Raw genomic sequence first — 18968 nt, 5'->3', positions numbered from 1 at the left:
TTTATAATTTGATTAATAGCATTGGCATTTTTTATTTAAAGTAAATTGGAGTTGAGTAATATGAAAAGTTTTAACTATTTTCTAGTCAAATTAACTTGTGCGCTCATGACTGTGATAATTTTGAGCAATTTTATTTTTGATGAAAGTTTATCAATTATTAAATGCAATAGCCAGGTTGTTTATGCGCGAAAGTCAAAGCAGACTAGTAAAAATAGTAAAACTAAAGCCGTTACCGGCAATCACTGGCGTTGGCAAAAGCCTAGAGCCAAAGTTTACATCGATTTAAATGATAATCCAGACATGATTTCTGCCACTAATGATGCAATTAGTGCATGGAATAGAACTAGAGTCTTTACATTCAGTAAAACTAAAAATAAGAAAAAGGCCGACATTACAATTAGTCAGGTATATCATCCCTACACTAACTATGCCGGTTTTACCACCTTTCAATATTATCTTAAAACTGGCTTTCTATATGAAGCAGCTGTTAACTTAAATATCTATTATTTACAAAACTTTTCTAATTACTATTATAATTATGATCGGATTGTCAATACAGTTGAGCACGAATTAGGTCATGCAATTGGTCTTAAACATAACAATATAAAAAAATCAGTAATGTATCCTACCCAGTCACTTTATCCCATCGAGCCAATTGATATTGCCAATGCCAAAAAACTCTATCATAAATAATTAAAAGTGCAAGGAAAGAATCATGAAAAGAATCTACATTATACGCCACGGTCAAACTTATATAAATCGTTATAATAAAATGCAAGGATGGTGTGATACACCGCTAACCAAAACAGGTGTTGCCACAGCCGAACATGCAGGTGAAATACTTAAAAATATCCCCTTTGATATTGCCTTATCTAGTGATTTAAAACGAGCTAATGATACCTGCGATTTTATTATTAAGCACAACATTAATCACGACGAAATTCAACATCTAGCAACACCCTTATTTCGTGAACAATTTTATGGCTATTTCGAAGGCATGGATACAGATATGGCTTGGCAAATGATTGGTGGACCACATGGCTATCAGAACCATTATGACATTTTTAAAAACGAATCGATTGACACCATCAAGGATTGGATTAAAGAAGCTGATCCCTTTCACGAAGCAGAAAATGCTAAAGAATATTGGTCAAGACTTGATCAGGGCCTTAAACTAATCCATCAACTTGATGGTGCAGAAAATATTTTGCTGGTTACCCATGGTTTTACAATTCGCAGTATTGCCGCACGCTTTGGGGATTATGATATTAGTGTCGGACCACGCAACGCATCAATCACCATCATGCATATGACTGATTCAAGTCAAAAAGTTATTTCATATAATAAAATGAAAATCTAAAAAGCCAGGGACATAATTGCCCTGGTTTTTTAGATTATTTGGCTATTTGCAAAAATAACTAGCCGCCAAAGTAAACTTTTTGTACTTCAGGATTAGTAAGTAGTTCCTGCCCCGTTCCAGACAACTGAATCGTGCCCGTAGCCAAAACATACCCGCGATCAGCAATCGCTAAAGCTTGCTTAGCATTTTGCTCGATCAATAAAATTGTCGTTCCTTTTTCATTTAATTCCTTAATAATTGCAAAAATTTTTTGAATAAACAAAGGGGATAACCCCATTGAAGGTTCATCTAGTAAGAGTAGCTTAGGCTTAACCATTAACGCGCGCCCAATTGCTAACATCTGCTGCTCGCCACCAGATAATGTTGCTGCATCTTGATTACGTCTTTTTTTCAAAATAGGAAACTTTTCAAAAATTTCAGCATAACTATGTTCAATTTCGGTGCGATTTTTTTGTAAGAAAGCACCTAGCTGTAAATTTTCCATTACGGTCATGCCAGCAAAAATATGACGACCTTCCGCAACTTGTGAAATACCGGCTTGGACAATTTGGGGGGCTTTATTACGGTGAATTTCATTTCCTTGATAAATAATTTCCCCACTTTTGGGCTTTAACAAACCAGAAATAGTCTTAACTATTGTCGTTTTTCCTGCACCATTTGCCCCAATCAGGGTCACAATTTCACCTTGATTAATATTAAAGCTAACTCCTTTAACAGCTTGAATGACACCATAGTTTACAGATAAGTTTTGAACTTCTAACATTGCCATCTAATCAGCACCTTCTCCCAAATATGCCTTAATCACTTGAGGATTTGCTTTAATTTGCGCCGGCTCTCCAGATGCTAAAACTTTCCCTTGATCAAGCACATAAATTCTTTGCGCTAAATTCATTACCAATGACATATCATGTTCAATTAACAATACAGTAATTTTGAACTGCTCTTGGATATATTTAATCAAATCGGTTAAATCTGCTGTTTCTTCTGGATTCATTCCAGCTGCTGGCTCATCTAAAAAGAGAATTTGGGGATGTGTTGCTAGAGCGCGAACTATTTCTAGACGCCGTTGTATCCCATAAGGTAAATTTTTAGCTAACGTTTGTTCCTCAGCGGATAAGTCAAAAATTTTCAATAATTGATGCGCTTCACTTTTCATTTCTTGTTCGGTTCTGTAAAAACTAGGCAAGCGTAAAACAGCTGTCATGAACCCTTCTTTATACTTACTAGTCATCGCTGTTAAAACATTTTCCATTACTGATAAATTTTTAAATAGTCTAATATTTTGAAAAGTACGCGACAAGCCTAAATCAGCAATTTGCGTTGCATTTTTATGAGTCAAATCATATTTTTGCTTATTAGTTTGTAAATCTATAACGCCACTAGTTGCTGGAACCATGCCCGTCAATAAATTAAATAAGGTGGTCTTACCGGCACCATTAGGTCCAATTAGAGCAACCAATTCATGTTCATTCAGATAAAGCGATACATCATCAACAGCTGTTAATCCGCCAAATTTACGAACCACATGCTCAACTTGCAATAAGTGTTCCATGCCCTAGTCCCTCTCTTTCTTATTAGTCGGTATAATTTTTTTAAAAGAAAATTCCCAGTTACCTAAAAGTCCAGATGGCTTAAAGAGCATAATTAAAATAAGGGCAATAGCATAAATAACCATCCGAAGTGCACCAAAATTTTGTAAGACTGTATCCAAAATTCCTAAAACAATCGCGGCTAAAAATGTTCCCGTCATACTGCCTACACCACCTAGAACAACGATTACTAGAATTGAAATAGATTCCATAATACCAAAATTAGAAGGAGAAATTGTTTGAACGTATGCAGCTTGCATACTGCCAGCAATCGCTGCTGTAGCTCCACCTAGAATAAAGGCTTCCACTTTCCACTTTGTTGTATTAATTCCCATTGCTTCGGCAGCAAGTTCATCTTCACGTACCGCTTTAATTGCTCGACCATTTCGCGAACGAATAAAGTTTAATAAAACAATTGTTGTTAAACAAACCATGATATAAACGGTTGGCCATGAACTTAGTGGGGGAATATTGAACATCCCAGCTGAGCCACCAGTAATTTTTAAATTATTAATTATATTACGAATAATTTCCGCCACACCTAAAGTAGCGATTGCTAAATAATCACCTTTGAGTCGAATAAAAGTTGCTGTACCTACAATTAGGGCAATGATACTTGCTAGTACTATTCCCACGATAAGCGAGATAATAAAACCCAATTCACTGTCAAAATGTTGCGTAATAATTGCAGTAGTATAAGCACCAATTGCCATAAAGCCGGCGTGCCCCAGTGAAAATTGCCCACTAAAACCAATAATTAAGTTAAGTCCAGTCGCTAAGATAATATTAATACCAATCATTACCAGCATATTCTCAATAAAACTATCAATCACGCCAACCATAATTAAGATATTAATTAAGTAAAAACCGACAATCATCATTATTAGCCATGATAACCTATATTTCCAATTTGCTCTCATCTTGCCACCTAGACCTTTTCTTTAATATTTTTGCCAAAAATACCCGCTGGTAAAAAGAGCAAAATTACAATCAATACTAGGTACACAACTGCATCCTTATACGCAGACAGTCCAACTGATTGGAAAAGTGTTTCTAAAATTCCGATTAAAAAGCCACCGAAAGCTGCCCCTGGAACTGAACCTATCCCACCTAAAACAGCAGCTACAAAGGCTTTAATGCCCGGTGTCATTCCCATAAGCGGGTCAATTGAATTATAGTACATTCCAATTAAAATTCCGGCTGCGCCTGCTAATGCTGATCCTAATGCAAAAGTAAACGAAATTGTCTGGTTAACATTGATACCAACTAGTTCAGCTGCATCTGGATCAACCGAAACAGCCCGCATTGCGCGACCCATTTTAGTTTTTTTAATAATTAGTTGCAATAAAACCATTAAAATTAAAGCAATCCCTAAAATTAAAATCTGAATATTAGAGATTAAAATACCCCCAATACTGTAGTTAACCTGGGCAATTACTTGTGGAAAACTACGTGCGTTTGAACCCACTAAATACGACATTCCGTTTTCGAGTAAAAAGGAAACCCCAATAGCTGTAATCAAAACTGCTATACGCGGTGATTTACGTAATGGTCGATAAGCAAAATACTCAATCAATACCCCTGAAAGTGCACTAATTACCATTGCTGCCAAAAGAGCAGTTATAAAATTAAAGTGCCAGATATTAATTACAAAGTAGGCTGTAAATGCGCCAAGCATATAAATATCACCGTGAGCAAAATTAATTAATTTAATAATCCCGTAGACCATACTGTACCCTAAGGCCAACAAGGCATAGATTGATCCTAGTGATAGTGCATTGATAATTTGTTGAAGAAAAGTTTGCAAACTAATCACTCCTTTAACTTTGCTTTAATCTTACTTAACACTAAATGAATTACTTACTTTTCCATTAGTCATCTCTTCAATTGCAATTGGCATTTCTGGATCGTGTGTCTTATTAATTGTAATCTTGCCTGTAACGCCATTGAAATCTTTTATATTAGCTAATCCTTTAGTCAGCTTAGTCGAATCATCAGATTTTTGCTCTTCAATAGCCGTCTTAATCATATAAACCGCATCATAGGCTAAAGCTGAAAAAGCTGAAGTACCCACCTTGTAACGCTGCTTAAAGGCAATCATAAATTTCACTGCGACTGGATTTTTTGCTGCTAAGCGGGTTGAAAACGGTGTAGTGTAATAGATATTAGTTGCATTTTGCGCACCAGCAATCTGCGCAAGCTTAGGGTCGACCATTCCATCGCCCCCAATAATTGGTACCTTAATCCCCATTTGCCGGGCTTGTTTAATGATTAAACCAACTTCAGTATAGTAGCCCGGCACATAAATAGCATCGATGCCTTTAGCTTTAAAAGAAGTTAACACTGCATTAAAGTCTTTATCGCCCGCTGAATAAGTTTGACTATCAACTATTTTCCCTTTATATGTTTCTTTAAAAGCTTTGGCTAAGCCAGTACCATAATCACTTGAATTATCTGCATAGATTGCTACTTTCTTCGCTTTTAATTTATTTGTCACAAACTTGGCAGCATTTTCACCTTGGATATTATTTTGAAAACAAGTCCGAAACACATAAGGATGGACTTTACCATTTTTTTGTAGGGTAAAACTTGGATCAGTTGCAGATGGACTAATAAAAGGAACTGCCGCCTTAGTAATATTAGGAATTTGTGCTGTACCAGCATTAGTGGTTGCTGGGCCAACAATTGCTGCTACCTTATCTTTAGTAGCCAATTGAGTCCCTACAGAAGCAGACGTAGCAATTGAAGATTTATTATCGTGAATAATTAGCTTAATTTTTTTCTTATGCCCATTAACATTAATTCCGCCAGCTTTATTTATCTCAGAAGCAGCCAATTGAATACCCTGCTTTTCTGCAGTTCCATAACCAGCAGTTGCGCCGGACAGTTCCATATTGACACCAATTTTAATTGTCTCCTTGTCTTGGTGAGTTCCACTACTGTTATTGTTTTTGGCAATACTACAACCCGTTAGCATCATGGCTGCTAGCGTTATCAAACCCAGTATTCTTTTAATTTTTTTCATTTTTTCTCCTTTTTATTGACTGTTAGCCATCAAAAAACCTCATTCATTGAACTGAATGAGGCTTAATTAATTTGTTAGTTAAGCCCCATTCATAAAATGCAAACAAGGACTTAACAAACTTAAACTACACTAGTAATTTCTTTTGAATTAAGTCCTACAGCAAATAATCAACACGGCTACTAATTTTATGATGGCAATTACTCCAATGTTTGGTTGAATATTAAAATATTTAGTTTTCATTAAAGTAACCTCCAATAATTTTAATTTAATATTTAGAATTATAAGTAATAATTATTATATTGTCAAGTTATTTTTAAATATTAAATTATTTTTTGCTATCTAAAAAAGGTAACATGATATGTTACCTTTTTAGATACGCTTTATTTATAATCCAATACCACTTTTTTATATAACTTGACGGTCAAAAGATAATATAACAAGTATAAAATGCCAAAAATTATAAATGGTAGCCAGATATTATGATACGGATCTGGTAATAAACTGCGGAAAAGTTGTAAACCAAACAAAACGTCGATTATTCCCAAACTAGCTGGCAATAAAAATAAAGTCCCAATTTCATAGTTAATTGACTGTTTAAGTATTTGCTTTCTAATTCCAATTTTATTCAACATTTGATAACGGGCCTTATCCCTATTAGCTTCATTCAAAACCTTAAACATTAAAGTTGAAGCAAGCATAGTTAAAAAAGCAATCCCTAAGAAAAAGCCCATAAATTCAAACCCACTAGCTAAATTAATTAGTAGCTGATAATTATTTGGCTTACTTCTATCATAAATCGCGGAATACTTTGGGTTTTCATGTAACTGCAATTTTTGAATTCGCAATAATATTGGATAATCATAATCAAAATCTTTAACATTCAGTAAAGTTATAAATCTACGCTTACCTTGTAGCCTTTGCCATTTAGTTTGTGAAACCAAGCGAATTTTTTTCTCGCTGCCATTAATTAACATATCTTTCAGATTATTATTAGCAGCAGTACCCGAATGCGCTAATTCATGTGTCGGTAATTTTTGTACTTTATATAACGGCTGCTCATTTTTTAGATAAAATTTGAGCTCTTTAAGCGGATTATCTTTAAACTGAGTTTGCTTAAAATAAAGATATCGCTTTGTTTCCTTATAATTATAAGTTTGTTTTGCCTGAATATTTAGTTTAGCGACTTCTTTTTTAACTTCTGGCTTACCGCTGACTACAACTGAATCATAATAGGTACTTTGCTTAGCGACTTCTTTTACTGTATCAAAATTTAAACCCACAGTAATTGCACCAAGGGCTAACGCAAAAAGCAGCGAAATTAAAGTTAAAATTCGCGTATACTCATACAAACGAAATTTCAATTGCCCCAAAGTAAAAATACGCAAACCATGATAAGCAAAATTTTTCTTCCTACTCAAAAAAGTTATAATTAGATTGAAAAAGCCAGCAAAAATAAAATATGAACCTGAAACTATCGTAACGAATCCCGTAGAAATAATGATATGAACTTGTCTAGAAGGCAAAGACATAACATGGTAGCCTACAGCTAATAAAATAATACCTAAAATTGTTTCAATTAGGCGAATTAGTGGTTGCCTTTTTAATTTAACTGGCTGCTGATTCTCAGTTAATAATCTAATAAGCGGCGTACGAATTAATTTATGAACATTCCTTAGAGAACAAAAAAGGAAAACAGCGATAAAGAAGCCTATTGTTCCTAAAATAGCACTTGGTAATATTACCTGAAAATGAAGAATTGCCAGTTTAAGCTTACTAATTAATAAGTTGCTAATAACTGATGTTAACCCAAAGCTAAGAAGGATTCCAATTCCCGTAGCCAAGATGCCCGTAAAAAATGTTTCCAAAAAAACAATTAAGCCGACACGCTTACCTTTTGCACCTAACATCATAAACATACCATAATCATGTTCACGCATACTCAGCAAAAATGAATTAGCATAAATTAAATATAAAAGTGTAACAAGTACTAAAAGAATGATTCCAAAAGCAAAGATAAATTTTACAATACTCGTTTCTACTTTCACATCATGTGCAAGAAAAGCTGGATTAGTAGCAATAGATAAGAACATATAAAAAATCATGCTGGAAACAATTAAACCAGAAAACAGTACTAAGTAATCTTTAAAACGTTTCTTAATTCCTGTTAAAGATAATTTCCAAATCATAATTCACCTGTTTCCAATTGATCAATTAATAAATGATAAAACTGCTTTCGAGATTGATCAGCCTTAACTAATTGATTACCAATTTTTCCATCCTTAATAAATAAAATACGACTAGCAAAACTAGCAGCAAATGGGTCATGCGTAACCATTAAAGTGGTTACTTGATCATTTTGGTTTAAGTCTGCCATTGTCTCAAGTAATTCTCTGGCACTTTTTGAATCTAGTGCACCCGTTGGTTCATCAGCTAACAAAATCGCCGGATTATGTACTAAAGCCCGAGCTGCTGCTACTCGCTGTTTTTGACCACCAGATATTTCTGCTGGATATTTAGCCAAAATTGGATTGATCTTCAATCTGGTAGCAATTCGTTCAACCAAAAGATTAATCTGCTTAACTGTCACCCCCTGCAGAGATAGTGGTAAGGCAATATTTTCTTCATTGGTCAAATTTTCTAATAAATTAAAATCTTGAAAAATAAAACCTATCTTCTGGCTACGAAAGTTGGCTAATTTATCGCCCTTAAGTTCACTATTATCTTGACCGTCAATAAAAACATGACCAGAAGTAGGCTGATCTAGCGTTGACAGCATATTAAGTAAAGTGGTTTTCCCTGACCCAGAAGCCCCCATAATTGCTACAAATTCACCAGCATCAACTGTAAAATCAATTTGTCTTAATGCTCGATATTGTTTTTCACCCGATTGGCCATAGACCTTGGTCACATGATCCACTTGTAGAATAGTTGTCATTATTTTAACCTCATTATTGTATTAATAATCTAATACAATAATATAATCGGTAAAATTTGTCAATAAATTAATAAAAAAAAGCCTTTCTTTTGTGAAAGACCCTTTGAAAAAATATTTTTAAAGCATTAACTAAGCCGATGTAAAACTTTTAATAGCGGTGAAACAACTATTGGCGTTACAATGGCCGTAAAAATCATTTCGACTAACCCATTCAGACCTAATGCAAGAAACAGCACCTCAATTAATGGTATATTACGGCCGAAATTCCCCAGATAACCAATGAGTTGGGTAGAATTGGGCATGAAAATAATACTAGTCAATAAAATAACCATAATTGTATTAGTTAAAGAAGCTATCGCACCGGCACCTATATAACTTAATTCTTTAATTCTGCTAGATTTTTGTGCAAATGCCTGCCCAATCATACCCGAAAACAATCCAGCCAATACACTAGGAAGCACTGCAATAATAGGATTACGAAATAGCATCAAACTGACCATATCCCCTGGTTGAGTAATAGCTAACCAAAGCCGAAGTCCGCCCCAAAATAAGCCAAAGATGGCACCAGCTCTGGGGCCCATTAATAAAGAATAAATAGCAACTGTTAAAGGGGCAGTAGTTATTGCCGGCAAGGCTGGTAATATCCTAATATAACCAATATTGGGCACAAAAGTTTGAAGCAAAAAAATTGCTACAAATAAAGCAGTAATTGCTAAATTTCTGGTTTGTTTTCTCTGCATTTTTTCTCCTCAAAATAATCACATCATTCATAATTCACTTAATTTACCAACAATAATCTCATATTTTATTATATTTAGTAAAAACTACGCTTTATCTAATGTGACCGATTCATAATAAAAAATTTTTTTAATTTTGCTGCTTCTTCGGTCAGCTTTTCATTATCATCTACTTGGGATAATTTGTATCCAACAAAATAAGGCGATGTGACAAAGCGTGGAATTAATTTAGCACATATACCATTATCATTTCGGGGATAAAAAAACAAATTATAAGATTTACACCGTCCATTTGATAATTCAGTTAAGAGATATTTTGCTGCTATTTGAATCCAATCAGCCCATAAATCAATTGCTGCTAAACTAAGTAAATTTATATTTATTTCAATATATCCTTGAACTGGCTGCGTGGCAATATTTACTTCTACATGACTACTAGCAAATAATGAGATGCCACTAAAATTACTTGCTGAAATATACTTATAACCATTTTTATGCTTTAGTCCCACAATTTGCATGTGGGGATGAACCAATGAACCACCAGCAGCAGGGCCAAAATTTTTATACCATAAAACTGAGTTAAACTGTTGTTTATTCATATCGCGAAAACATTCTAAAGCAAAATTCAGCAATTCTCGGTTATACTTACACGAATAAGTTGTAATATCACCGCAATGATCACCAGATTCAATGATAATTGTCTGCGTTGTATCTTGGAGAGTGGGAAATTTATTGTGCAGCCAAATCATTTCACCTTTTTGAACATAGATATCTTTTAAATTATCTACTTTGCAAAATGGACAACTATCATTAATTACCATTGTTTGGTAAGAATTAGGTTTCCCTTGAGCAAGTTTGAAATCAAAGACTAAGGGCTCAGTATCTTTCATTATTCCCTCCTAATGTTTTACTACTACTACAATAGATGATAAAATGTATTTGCGACTACTTTTGAAAATTATGTTTATAGAGTGAGTGAATTTATGCAATCAAGAAAAAAACTAAAAAAACACAATAATCGCAATAATATTTACTTAGTCATGGCAGGATTTATATTAATCTTTGCCGTTATTTTTGGAGTTATTTCATATAACAACCATATTGCCGCACAAGAGCAAGCTAAAAAGTTTGCTACGACTCATTTTAATCCAAATGTAAATATCTATGGCGTAAAAGTTGGTAAGTTAACCATTAACAAAGCTACTAAAAAAATAAATAAACAAGCAAACAATGTCATTGTATTGGAAAAAGGCAAGGTTTCCACTGAACGAGACCCAAATATTGATACAATTAACAAACAACAAGTAACAAATTTTTTTAAAAAGCAACACACTACTATGCCGAGTAAACAGAACTACATATTTGCCAATAATGAGTTAGATACTGCTAACAAAAAAATGCAAACGGTAAGTGACGCTATTGTCAATTATAAAGTTGCCAATAAAACATATAAATTAGAAGCCAAAAAACTAATTAATCAGGCCGTCTTTAAGCAGGGGAAGTATACTTTTACTAATTCCGAAAACTTAGTAGCTGAACTAAATAAAATTGACCGTGCTGTTTCAACAATCCACCAAAACTATACCTTCGCTGTCCCAACTAGGAATCAAGTATCTGGTAAAAAAATTACAGTGAAAAATCAAAGTTATGGTTGGGGAATCTATGTAAAGAAGGCCCAGTCCGCTGTTGAGCAGGCATTTTTAAACGGGACAAAAACTTTAGATGGAAAAGATTATATTTATGGCTTAGGATACAGCACGTATGGTTTAGGATACGGTAAAACTAATCATGGCATTGGTAATAACTATATTGTAGTTTCCTTAAAAAAACAAGAACTATGGGTTGTAAAAAATGGTAAACTTGCCGTTCATTTAAACGACATTGTTACTGGAACTAAAGTTGGCAACAAATCAAATGTAACACCTGAAGGGGTCTGGTACATTCATTATAAGCAATCTCCTGCAACTTTACGTGGCCGTAACAACGATGGCTCTAAATATGCTTCTCCAGTTAAGTATTGGATGCCATTCACCTTAAGTGGTTGTGGCTTTCATGATGCCAGTTGGCGTAGCGATTGGAGTAAGAGAGCATACTTACGTGGTGGATCACATGGTTGTGTTAATATTAAACCTAGTGAAGTCAAACACGTATGGAGCAATATAAGCAAACATGAACCAGTTATCATTTACAATTAAATTTAATAATAAAAAGCACTATCAAATTGATAGTGCTTTTTATTATCCAGCTAATTATTTAGGATAGTACCGTTTTAATTACCTTATTCACAGCATCTTGTTGCTGTTCTACTAAATTAACCCTAGTGGCAATTACCTTAGTATCCATTTGAATCTCACGACCTAAACCTGGTTGATTAATTTTTGGGTCAAAGAATTTAGTAAATTCTTGCAATCTGTTTGCGGTATGGAAAACTCTAGCAGTTACCGTAATATAAGTTGTAAATTCCATATCACCACCAACTGTTTTTTCCAACCACGACCATTCTTTACGCAACCAGTCCCAAGCAGCCTGCTGTCCTTTAGCATTAGCTAATATATTAAAGTACCAAGAACGTAAATCTTGTGGTTTAATAACATCCGCATTTTCAAAATCTGCCACTATCTTGTTGATATCTGTTATATCTTGCGAAGCTGTTATAGCGGCTAGTAAATCTGCCTTATAATAAGGATCAACTGCTACTTGATACTCATTAATCAAGTGGTCAACTAAATCCTGCTTGCGATAATTTTTAACTTCATTAACTAAAACATATGGTCGAATAGACGCTGCAATTTTAACTAAATCATTTTTATTATTAGCAAAAATTTGATGTCCGCCTTCAATAACCTGCGTATTTTCAGCATATAAGCCAGCTGATAGGGCTAAAGGACGAACTAAGGCGTCATCGCCTACATCATTATTTGATTGCCAACCTAAACGAGCAATTTGCTTTTCAGATAAAAGATTATAAAAAGCTTTTAAATTCAGCTCTTCGTCAGAACCCGGATTAGTAAACTTACGTAATTCACGGGCGGTATTAAATAAGGCATTAATAACAATATAAGATTTTGAAGTAGCAAATTTAGGTAGTAATGGCACAATTTCAGCATAAGAAATCTGGCCCCCTTCAGCTAAAAGACCTAAATCTTGCAATAGCTGCAATTGATCTACTGCAGTTAACTGTTCAAGATTGGCCACAATATCGGCCATTAATTTTTCATCGTAATTAACGATAAAGTGAGAACTGTTACCGACATTAAGCCGCAAAGCATGACCAGCTTCTGCACGTAGTTGTTTATACTCACCCAAGTCAAGTTCTGTTTGCGTCATAATTTGTGGCGCTTTGAAATTTGCATTTATTGGAATTGCCCATGTTCGACCAACTTCTTTACCTTCACCGATAAAAAATTGCTTTTGTTGCAAAATTAAATGTCCATTTTCATCAACATGTGCATTGACAACTGGATAGCCAGGCTGATCAAGCCATGTATGCATAATCTTGCCAATATCTAAATCGGTCACCGTTGATAAGGCATTCCATAAGTCATCACCAGTTGCATTACTATATTTATGTTGGTCAAAGTAATACTTAAGTCCCTTGCGTAAAGCATCATCACCTAACAGGGCCCTAACCATTACCAGCATGCGGGATCCCTTAGCATAAACAATGGCTCCATCAAACAATGAATCGATATCAGCGGGATGCTCAACTTGAACATGGACCGATTGGACACCATCAGTTGCATCTCGTTTCAGCGCTGCGGGAACTTCTGAAATTTGATATGCGTTATCCCAGATTTGCCAATCAGGCTCTAAGGCATCTATTGAAACATATTCCATCATGTTTGCAAAACTTTCATTAAGCCACAAATCGTCCCACCATCTCATTGTGACCAAATCGCCAAACCATTGGTGTGCCAACTCATGAGCAATAACCGTTGCCACATAAGACTTCTGCTCAACTGTAGCATTATCTGGATCAAGTAAAACAGCTGCTTCTCGATAAGTAATTAGGCCCCAATTTTCCATTGCACCAGCTGAAAAGTCTGGCAAAGCTAATTGCCATGAATAGGGTAGTGGGTATTTAGTCTGGTAAAAATCTTCATAAAATTCAATTGCACGTTTAGCAATATCCACAGCAAAATCCAGTTCTTTAGCCTGGTGTGCCTTGGTAGCAAAGACACCAACTTCAACACCATCTTTGGTCTTCGTCAATTTAGATTGTAATTCACCAAAGGCAAAAGCAACTAAATAGCTGGACATTTTGACAGATTTTTCAAAGTAATGCACACCATTTTCGACTTTTATTTCTGGCATGTTAGCTAGTGTGGTCTCACCTTCGTGTTCATCATACTTAAGTGCTAAAGAAAAAGTTGCTTTAGCTTCTGGTTCATCCACACAGGGAAATGCTTGACGCGCAGCTGTGGTTTCGAATTGGGTACCTATAATTTGTTTCTTTACACCATCAATCATGTAGTAGGACGGATAAATTCCCATCATTGTATCTGTTAGCGGTGCAGTATAAACAATTTCAATCTTGACGCTACCTTTTTTACCTAAGTCAATCTTTATTGCTTCGTCTTTATCACTTACTGTAAATGGAACTTCAGCACCATCACACTTAACTGAAGAAACCTCCATATACTTTTGGTTGATTAAAACAGTATCTTCGATTACTTCACCGGTTATTGTTGACGTACCAGCGATTGTTTTCTTTTCTCGATTAACATCAATGAATAAATCGTAATGATCAGGATGAAAAGTTTCATAAAAATGTTTCGTTGCCATAATTTACCTCCTAGAAAAAAGCTTATTACTAAATTTTACCAAAATCACATCTAAATATCATTAAAACTGGATTGTAAGGCAGGCGTGTTCTTTCTGTAACAGCAATGAAATATTAATTAGGTATAGTATCTGTAGTATTAAATAGACTACTTAGTGAGGTATAAGACAAATTGATTAAAGGTAAAAAATTTATGCTTAAACTAATTACAGCCTTAGCCTTAGCGGTTAACTGCACTGCAATTATTGAATTAGCTCATAAGGACACTGCTATACAAACTGTAGCAGCCGCACAAAAATTATCTAAAAAAGAAAAGGCAGCTAAAAACTGGATTGCCCGCCACGAATCAGGTGGTAATTACAATGCACGTAATGGCGTTTGTTACGGTAAATACCAGCTTAATTTAGCATATTTAGGCGGTAACTATTCCCCTAAAAATCAAGAACGTATTGCCGATAATTATGTATATAATCGTTATGGGTCATGGGTTAATGCGAAAAGATTTTGGCTTATCCATCATTGGTATTAAAAAATTTTTCATATTAATTTGTCCTAAGTAAAAAAAGCAGGTTAGTTAGTTACTAACCTGCTTTTTAATTTTACTTTTTCAAACTAAAAGTTGCACTATACTAATTTAAATACAACTTCCTAATATACTTAAGTTCTATCATATAATAAACGAGTCTTGCACGAACTCTTAAGCCAGCCCGCAAAAAAAGCAAAACCAAAAATCACTAATGCTATAACCGCAGTAAAAATAATTATATTATCACTATTTGTCAGTGCAATTAACTGGTCAGTTTGAACCAATTGATTTGACTCATTAACTTGATCACATAATCCAAAGAACAACATGAATAAACTGGTCAAAGTTAGTAAGCCATTAATTGCGGTTAATTTTTTTATTTTTATTAGCTTCAAAAAATCATGTCCTTTCTTTCGATTCAAGTATATAATTATATGCTTTTATGAATTAAATTCAAGACATTATGAAAAAAAATTAATATTTTTAATACTTTCTGAATTATTTATTTAACCACTCACTATTTAACCATTCTTGTGCCAAATTAAACCAATGAGCTGCATGCGGATTATCTTGCCATTCGCGACCCTTTGTCACCATATCTGTCCGGGCTAAAGAAAAACCATGACCACCTTTATTAAAAAGGTGAACTTCACATGGTACTTTTTCCTTTTGTAGTGCCATTGCATATTCTAAAGTGTTAGTCACTAAAACGATTGGATCATCCCAAGCATGAAAAATGAAAGTAGCTGGTGTCCTAGAGGTCACCCCTATAGCGCTATTTAGCACAAATTGATCTGATGGTACTTTATTGGTTGCACTTTTTGGGATAGCAAAGCCGATCTTATGTAGATTAATCAACGGATAACCTAAAATAGTTTTATTGGGTAACACAATTTTGACAGTAAAATTAAAGCGATCTTGGTATTCCAGCGAATTAGCCATACTGTTAGCAAAACTTGCCACATGACCACCAGCAGAAAAGCCAATTGTTACAATTTTGTCGGCATCAATTTGATATTCTGCTGCGTGATCACGAAAATATTTTACTGTGGTTAAAACATCCAAGCCAGCATCTGGATAAATATCACCTTCATCTTGAATCAGGTTATAATCCATCACAACACTGTTAAACCCGCAATTATTAAAAGCTAAGGCAATTGGCTCACCTTCACGCTTTGATAGGTGATCAAAACTCCCACCTGGAATCACAATTGCCAATGGATGCCGCGGCTTGATTAAATCACCAATTGAATCCAAAATATATGGATGAATTTTAAATTTGCGTCCATTAAAATTTGTTAAAATTATTTCATTTGTTTTCATTTTTTGCCTCACGTTTTACCATACTTTTTGCTAAAAAATTTGTTGTTAATGGTACCGTTAATATTACACCAATTAAGGAATACACAATAATCAGGGCTTCATTAACTAGCATTTTCTCATTAAAAATTTCACCTAGAGTATAATTTAACCGAATATACCATAAAAATAAAGAAAGGCAGCTACCAAACATGCCAAACAAAATGGTATTTATTGCTGTTCCTAAAACATCATTACCGATTTTTGTCCCACTTGACCTTAATCCATCATATGCAATCTTGGGATTATGCTTTTTAATTTCCAATAATCCAGAACTAATTGCGACAGCTGCTTCTGCTACTGCACCTAAAGTTGAAAAGATAGCGACGGCAACAGCAATGAGTGGATAACTTAAACCCGGCATCTGTGATAAACCTACTAAAATTTCTCCAGCTTCAGGACCAAGTCCAGCTGCCTGTGCAATATATTCAAAACCTAAAATTATTACACTGACTAATAAGCAAACAACCATTGACGAGTAAAATGAATTTTTAGCAACTTGATAATCATGCGTGCCTAAAAAAATGATAGTCACTAATTTGAGTGGAATAAAAATCAAAATAAGTAATGGAATATTGATACCCCAGGAAATAAAAACTGCTAATAAAATTAATAATAACGTATTAATTAATACACTAAAGAAGCTCCTGATTCCTGTCTCGCCACCGATAATCGTCATCAAAATCGCCAAAACTATTACCAAAGCAGTTAATGTACTCATTACTTATGCCACACTTCCCACTTGTTTTTATCTAAAAATAACAAACTACAGCCTGTTGCAAAAACAACCGTTAACACGATACCAATGGCTGAAATCACACTTTGAGTAACACCTAAAGATAAAGTAAAACCAAAAGTTGAGCCAAAACTATTGTTATCACGTAAATAGATAATTGTTAAAGGTAGGGCTTCTGACATAAAAATTAAAACTAAAACATTGATTAGCGGTCCCATAATTTCCTGACCCATGGTCCGTCCACTCCTAATTAACTGTTTAGTTGTAATGTCCTTTTTTGTTTGAATCAGCTCATATAAACTAGAAACAATGTCAGTGGCCTCGTCCATTACTGCTCCCAAAATGCCTAATAAAGTCTGGGCCAAAAAAATGCCGCGAGGATCTTGCGTAGCATAGTCACCAGTCTCATATTTGATTTCTGACTCTCCTGTTAAACGCATGATGATATAACATAGTGCAAAAGAAATAAAAACGCCTAATAAAGTAGCTAACCAGGTCACTAACATTTTGCGATTATATCCTTGCACAATTAATAAACTGAAAAAGGAAAACACAATATCTGCTACAGCAAATAGCAAGACGATATACGCACCATTTAATTTAATATTCAGCATAATAACAAAATAGAAAAGTAGCCAACTCAAGAGCATTGACAAAATTAGTCCCAGTGCCTTTTTACCAGAAACTGCTACAAGTAAGGTAGTCATCACTGTCATAGCCAAGACAAGTACCCAGTCTCGCTTAGGATTTTGAATTGCTGGATCATTCTTTTTAATATTGACAAAAACTCGCTGTTTTGGACGATACTTTTGGGTTACAAGCTGTGATGGATAATAAAAGTTAGTTGTTGTATACATTTGATTTTGATGTTTACCGGATAGAATTTTCAAATGCAAGACTTGCTTTCTAGTTTCATCTTTATTATCGTATACGTCTTTATTTTTTTCGACTAAAGTATCCGTGATTTTTTCATCGGTAATTATTGCAACGTCATTTTTAGTATAAATATTAGTGGCAAAATAAATACTAGCCGTCAATATCAGACCAATAAGCATCACTATTACCGCTACCAAGTAGCGTTGCTTAATTTTTTTCAAAATCAACATCCTAACCTACATAATTCACTATAATTTCTTATGATCAATATTATCTAATCTTTATTTTATAGATTAAGAAATCTTTGCCACCAATGTCTAGTTTCTGTCTCAGGTTGCATATCAATTAGCGTTCGGTGCTCATTAACACTAGCTGTTTTTTGAGAATTTTCTTGAGCTTTAGCTAAAATTTCATCATGAAGCTGCTCAGACGATTTCTTTTCATCATGAACAATTTGTTGGCGCTTTTGCTCAGCTGTAAATAACTGTGCTTTGGGTTGGCTTTCTTCAGCGGTTACTATCCCAGAAATATCTGCCAGACCCTCGAACTTTTCAGTTTGACTATTTTGTTTTTGTAATAATTCTTGGTTTTGAGCTTCAATCCGATTGAGCTGCTCTTGTAAATTTTCCAGTGCCGTATTCTGTTGGCTAATAGTTTGCTGAAAGGCATCAATTAATTTCATCACTTGTGCAGATGTCATTACCTCTTGCTTGCTTTTTTTAGTCTGGCCCGTCTTTTTGATTTCTTTTGAACTAACTGCAAAAACTTGCTGCGCTGCTTCGTATAAAGTTAAACCATTTTTTTGAGCTAATCGATGAAAATCTTGTAAATCTTGAATATCTTGCTTACTATATAGCCGCGCATTCTGCTTAGTTCTAGCATAATAATTTGCTTGGCCAGTAACCTTTTCAACAATTAAAGAATACTTTCTTAAAGTTGCTACACTAACTTGTAATTCCTTAGCAGTTGCTGCCGGTGCGGTTAATTCTTCAAAATCATGCTTATTACCACTCATAAAGTATTACTCCCTCTAGCACAATCA

19 protein-coding genes are annotated in these 18968 nt (G+C 34.5%); 4 read left to right on the top strand and 15 right to left on the bottom strand.

Annotation, left to right across the window (positions count from 1 at the left end; all coding sequences use genetic code 11):
* The first annotated feature begins 60 nt into the window (after positions 1-60).
* Both F5ESL0237_RS00740 and F5ESL0237_RS00735 read left to right on the top strand, forming a co-directional pair.
* Entirely contained in the window at positions 61-693 is a 633-nt protein-coding gene (locus F5ESL0237_RS00740) for a matrixin family metalloprotease (protein WP_122024365.1), read from the top strand.
* 22 nt (positions 694-715) lie between these two features.
* On the top strand, positions 716-1360 hold the full coding sequence (locus tag F5ESL0237_RS00735) for a histidine phosphatase family protein (protein WP_122021194.1): 645 nt from the start codon (positions 716-718) through the stop codon (positions 1358-1360).
* 58 nt (positions 1361-1418) lie between these two features.
* On the opposite strand, the gene F5ESL0237_RS00730 is transcribed toward F5ESL0237_RS00735, so the two are convergent.
* The 9 genes from F5ESL0237_RS00730 to F5ESL0237_RS00690 form a co-directional block, all read right to left on the bottom strand.
* Positions 1419-2129, bottom strand: coding sequence for an ABC transporter ATP-binding protein (locus F5ESL0237_RS00730; RefSeq protein WP_122024364.1), 711 nt, complete (start codon positions 2127-2129; stop codon positions 1419-1421).
* On the bottom strand, positions 2130-2912 hold the full coding sequence (locus F5ESL0237_RS00725) for an ABC transporter ATP-binding protein (RefSeq protein ID WP_122024363.1): 783 nt from the start codon (positions 2910-2912) through the stop codon (positions 2130-2132).
* A 3-nt stretch (positions 2913-2915) separates the two neighbouring features.
* Complete coding sequence (locus F5ESL0237_RS00720; RefSeq protein ID WP_122024362.1) at positions 2916-3869, bottom strand: branched-chain amino acid ABC transporter permease; 954 nt, start codon at positions 3867-3869, stop codon at positions 2916-2918.
* A gap of 8 nt (positions 3870-3877) precedes the next feature.
* A complete protein-coding gene (locus F5ESL0237_RS00715; protein ID WP_122024361.1) occupies positions 3878-4756 on the bottom strand; it encodes a branched-chain amino acid ABC transporter permease in 879 nt (292 codons plus the stop codon).
* Positions 4757-4786: 30 nt separating this feature from the next.
* Positions 4787-5974 (bottom strand): ABC transporter substrate-binding protein, encoded by a 1188-nt coding sequence (locus tag F5ESL0237_RS00710; RefSeq protein ID WP_122024360.1) that lies wholly within the window; start codon positions 5972-5974, stop codon positions 4787-4789.
* A 380-nt stretch (positions 5975-6354) separates the two neighbouring features.
* Positions 6355-8160, bottom strand: coding sequence for an FtsX-like permease family protein (locus tag F5ESL0237_RS00705; protein ID WP_122024359.1), 1806 nt, complete (start codon positions 8158-8160; stop codon positions 6355-6357).
* On the bottom strand, positions 8157-8909 hold the full coding sequence (locus tag F5ESL0237_RS00700) for an ABC transporter ATP-binding protein (RefSeq protein ID WP_122024358.1): 753 nt from the start codon (positions 8907-8909) through the stop codon (positions 8157-8159). The genes F5ESL0237_RS00705 and F5ESL0237_RS00700 overlap by 4 nt, the downstream gene beginning before the upstream one ends.
* A gap of 125 nt (positions 8910-9034) precedes the next feature.
* Complete coding sequence (locus F5ESL0237_RS00695) at positions 9035-9649, bottom strand: ECF transporter S component (RefSeq protein ID WP_122021186.1); 615 nt, start codon at positions 9647-9649, stop codon at positions 9035-9037.
* A 95-nt stretch (positions 9650-9744) separates the two neighbouring features.
* Positions 9745-10536: a DUF4931 domain-containing protein gene (locus F5ESL0237_RS00690; RefSeq protein ID WP_122024357.1), complete on the bottom strand. Its 792-nt coding sequence runs from the start codon at positions 10534-10536 to the stop codon at positions 9745-9747.
* 93 nt (positions 10537-10629) lie between these two features.
* Between F5ESL0237_RS00690 and F5ESL0237_RS00685 the strand changes: the two genes are divergently transcribed.
* Entirely contained in the window at positions 10630-11841 is a 1212-nt protein-coding gene (locus tag F5ESL0237_RS00685; RefSeq protein ID WP_122024356.1) for a L,D-transpeptidase family protein, read from the top strand.
* A 58-nt stretch (positions 11842-11899) separates the two neighbouring features.
* Here F5ESL0237_RS00685 and F5ESL0237_RS00680 read toward each other — a convergent pair whose 3' ends face one another.
* Positions 11900-14431, bottom strand: a complete 2532-nt coding sequence (locus F5ESL0237_RS00680) for a M1 family metallopeptidase (RefSeq protein WP_122024355.1) — start codon at positions 14429-14431, stop codon at positions 11900-11902.
* Positions 14432-14622: 191 nt separating this feature from the next.
* Between F5ESL0237_RS00680 and F5ESL0237_RS00675 the strand changes: the two genes are divergently transcribed.
* Positions 14623-14958 (top strand): aggregation promoting factor surface protein, encoded by a 336-nt coding sequence (locus F5ESL0237_RS00675; RefSeq protein WP_122021232.1) that lies wholly within the window; start codon positions 14623-14625, stop codon positions 14956-14958.
* Positions 14959-15086: 128 nt separating this feature from the next.
* Here the strand turns inward: F5ESL0237_RS00675 and F5ESL0237_RS00670 are convergent, their stop codons facing one another.
* From F5ESL0237_RS00670 to F5ESL0237_RS00650, 5 genes are all read right to left on the bottom strand, one after another.
* A complete protein-coding gene (locus tag F5ESL0237_RS00670; RefSeq protein WP_122021182.1) occupies positions 15087-15350 on the bottom strand; it encodes a hypothetical protein in 264 nt (87 codons plus the stop codon).
* A 103-nt stretch (positions 15351-15453) separates the two neighbouring features.
* Positions 15454-16278 (bottom strand): alpha/beta hydrolase, encoded by an 825-nt coding sequence (locus F5ESL0237_RS00665; protein WP_122024354.1) that lies wholly within the window; start codon positions 16276-16278, stop codon positions 15454-15456.
* Entirely contained in the window at positions 16265-17035 is a 771-nt protein-coding gene (locus F5ESL0237_RS00660; RefSeq protein ID WP_122024353.1) for a YibE/F family protein, read from the bottom strand. The genes F5ESL0237_RS00665 and F5ESL0237_RS00660 overlap by 14 nt, the downstream gene beginning before the upstream one ends.
* A complete protein-coding gene (locus F5ESL0237_RS00655; protein ID WP_370448603.1) occupies positions 17035-18156 on the bottom strand; it encodes a YibE/F family protein in 1122 nt (373 codons plus the stop codon). The genes F5ESL0237_RS00660 and F5ESL0237_RS00655 overlap by 1 nt, the downstream gene beginning before the upstream one ends.
* Before the next feature lie 56 nt (positions 18157-18212).
* Positions 18213-18941, bottom strand: coding sequence for a transcriptional regulator (locus F5ESL0237_RS00650; RefSeq protein WP_122021179.1), 729 nt, complete (start codon positions 18939-18941; stop codon positions 18213-18215).
* Positions 18942-18968 lie beyond the last annotated feature (27 nt).

Origin of the sequence: Lactobacillus sp. ESL0237, from assembly GCF_003692985.1 — a bacterium.
GTDB lineage: Bacteria > Bacillota > Bacilli > Lactobacillales > Lactobacillaceae > Lactobacillus > Lactobacillus bombicola.
This window is presented reverse-complemented; position numbering and strand designations above follow the sequence as displayed.

Coding starts and splice junctions, on each gene's coding strand:
- F5ESL0237_RS00655 (WP_370448603.1), bottom strand. CDS start 18,156: ATGTTGATTTTGAAAAAAATTAAGCAACGCTACTTGGTAGCGGTAATA.
- F5ESL0237_RS00705 (WP_122024359.1), bottom strand. CDS start 8,160: ATGATTTGGAAATTATCTTTAACAGGAATTAAGAAACGTTTTAAAGAT.
- F5ESL0237_RS00725 (WP_122024363.1), bottom strand. CDS start 2,912: ATGGAACACTTATTGCAAGTTGAGCATGTGGTTCGTAAATTTGGCGGA.
- F5ESL0237_RS00690 (WP_122024357.1), bottom strand. CDS start 10,536: ATGAAAGATACTGAGCCCTTAGTCTTTGATTTCAAACTTGCTCAAGGG.
- F5ESL0237_RS00660 (WP_122024353.1), bottom strand. CDS start 17,035: ATGAGTACATTAACTGCTTTGGTAATAGTTTTGGCGATTTTGATGACG.
- F5ESL0237_RS00680 (WP_122024355.1), bottom strand. CDS start 14,431: ATGGCAACGAAACATTTTTATGAAACTTTTCATCCTGATCATTACGAT.
- F5ESL0237_RS00675 (WP_122021232.1), top strand. CDS start 14,623: ATGCTTAAACTAATTACAGCCTTAGCCTTAGCGGTTAACTGCACTGCA.
- F5ESL0237_RS00710 (WP_122024360.1), bottom strand. CDS start 5,974: ATGAAAAAAATTAAAAGAATACTGGGTTTGATAACGCTAGCAGCCATG.
- F5ESL0237_RS00695 (WP_122021186.1), bottom strand. CDS start 9,649: ATGCAGAGAAAACAAACCAGAAATTTAGCAATTACTGCTTTATTTGTA.
- F5ESL0237_RS00740 (WP_122024365.1), top strand. CDS start 61: ATGAAAAGTTTTAACTATTTTCTAGTCAAATTAACTTGTGCGCTCATG.
- F5ESL0237_RS00685 (WP_122024356.1), top strand. CDS start 10,630: ATGCAATCAAGAAAAAAACTAAAAAAACACAATAATCGCAATAATATT.
- F5ESL0237_RS00665 (WP_122024354.1), bottom strand. CDS start 16,278: ATGAAAACAAATGAAATAATTTTAACAAATTTTAATGGACGCAAATTT.
- F5ESL0237_RS00700 (WP_122024358.1), bottom strand. CDS start 8,909: ATGACAACTATTCTACAAGTGGATCATGTGACCAAGGTCTATGGCCAA.
- F5ESL0237_RS00720 (WP_122024362.1), bottom strand. CDS start 3,869: ATGAGAGCAAATTGGAAATATAGGTTATCATGGCTAATAATGATGATT.
- F5ESL0237_RS00735 (WP_122021194.1), top strand. CDS start 716: ATGAAAAGAATCTACATTATACGCCACGGTCAAACTTATATAAATCGT.
- F5ESL0237_RS00730 (WP_122024364.1), bottom strand. CDS start 2,129: ATGGCAATGTTAGAAGTTCAAAACTTATCTGTAAACTATGGTGTCATT.
- F5ESL0237_RS00650 (WP_122021179.1), bottom strand. CDS start 18,941: ATGAGTGGTAATAAGCATGATTTTGAAGAATTAACCGCACCGGCAGCA.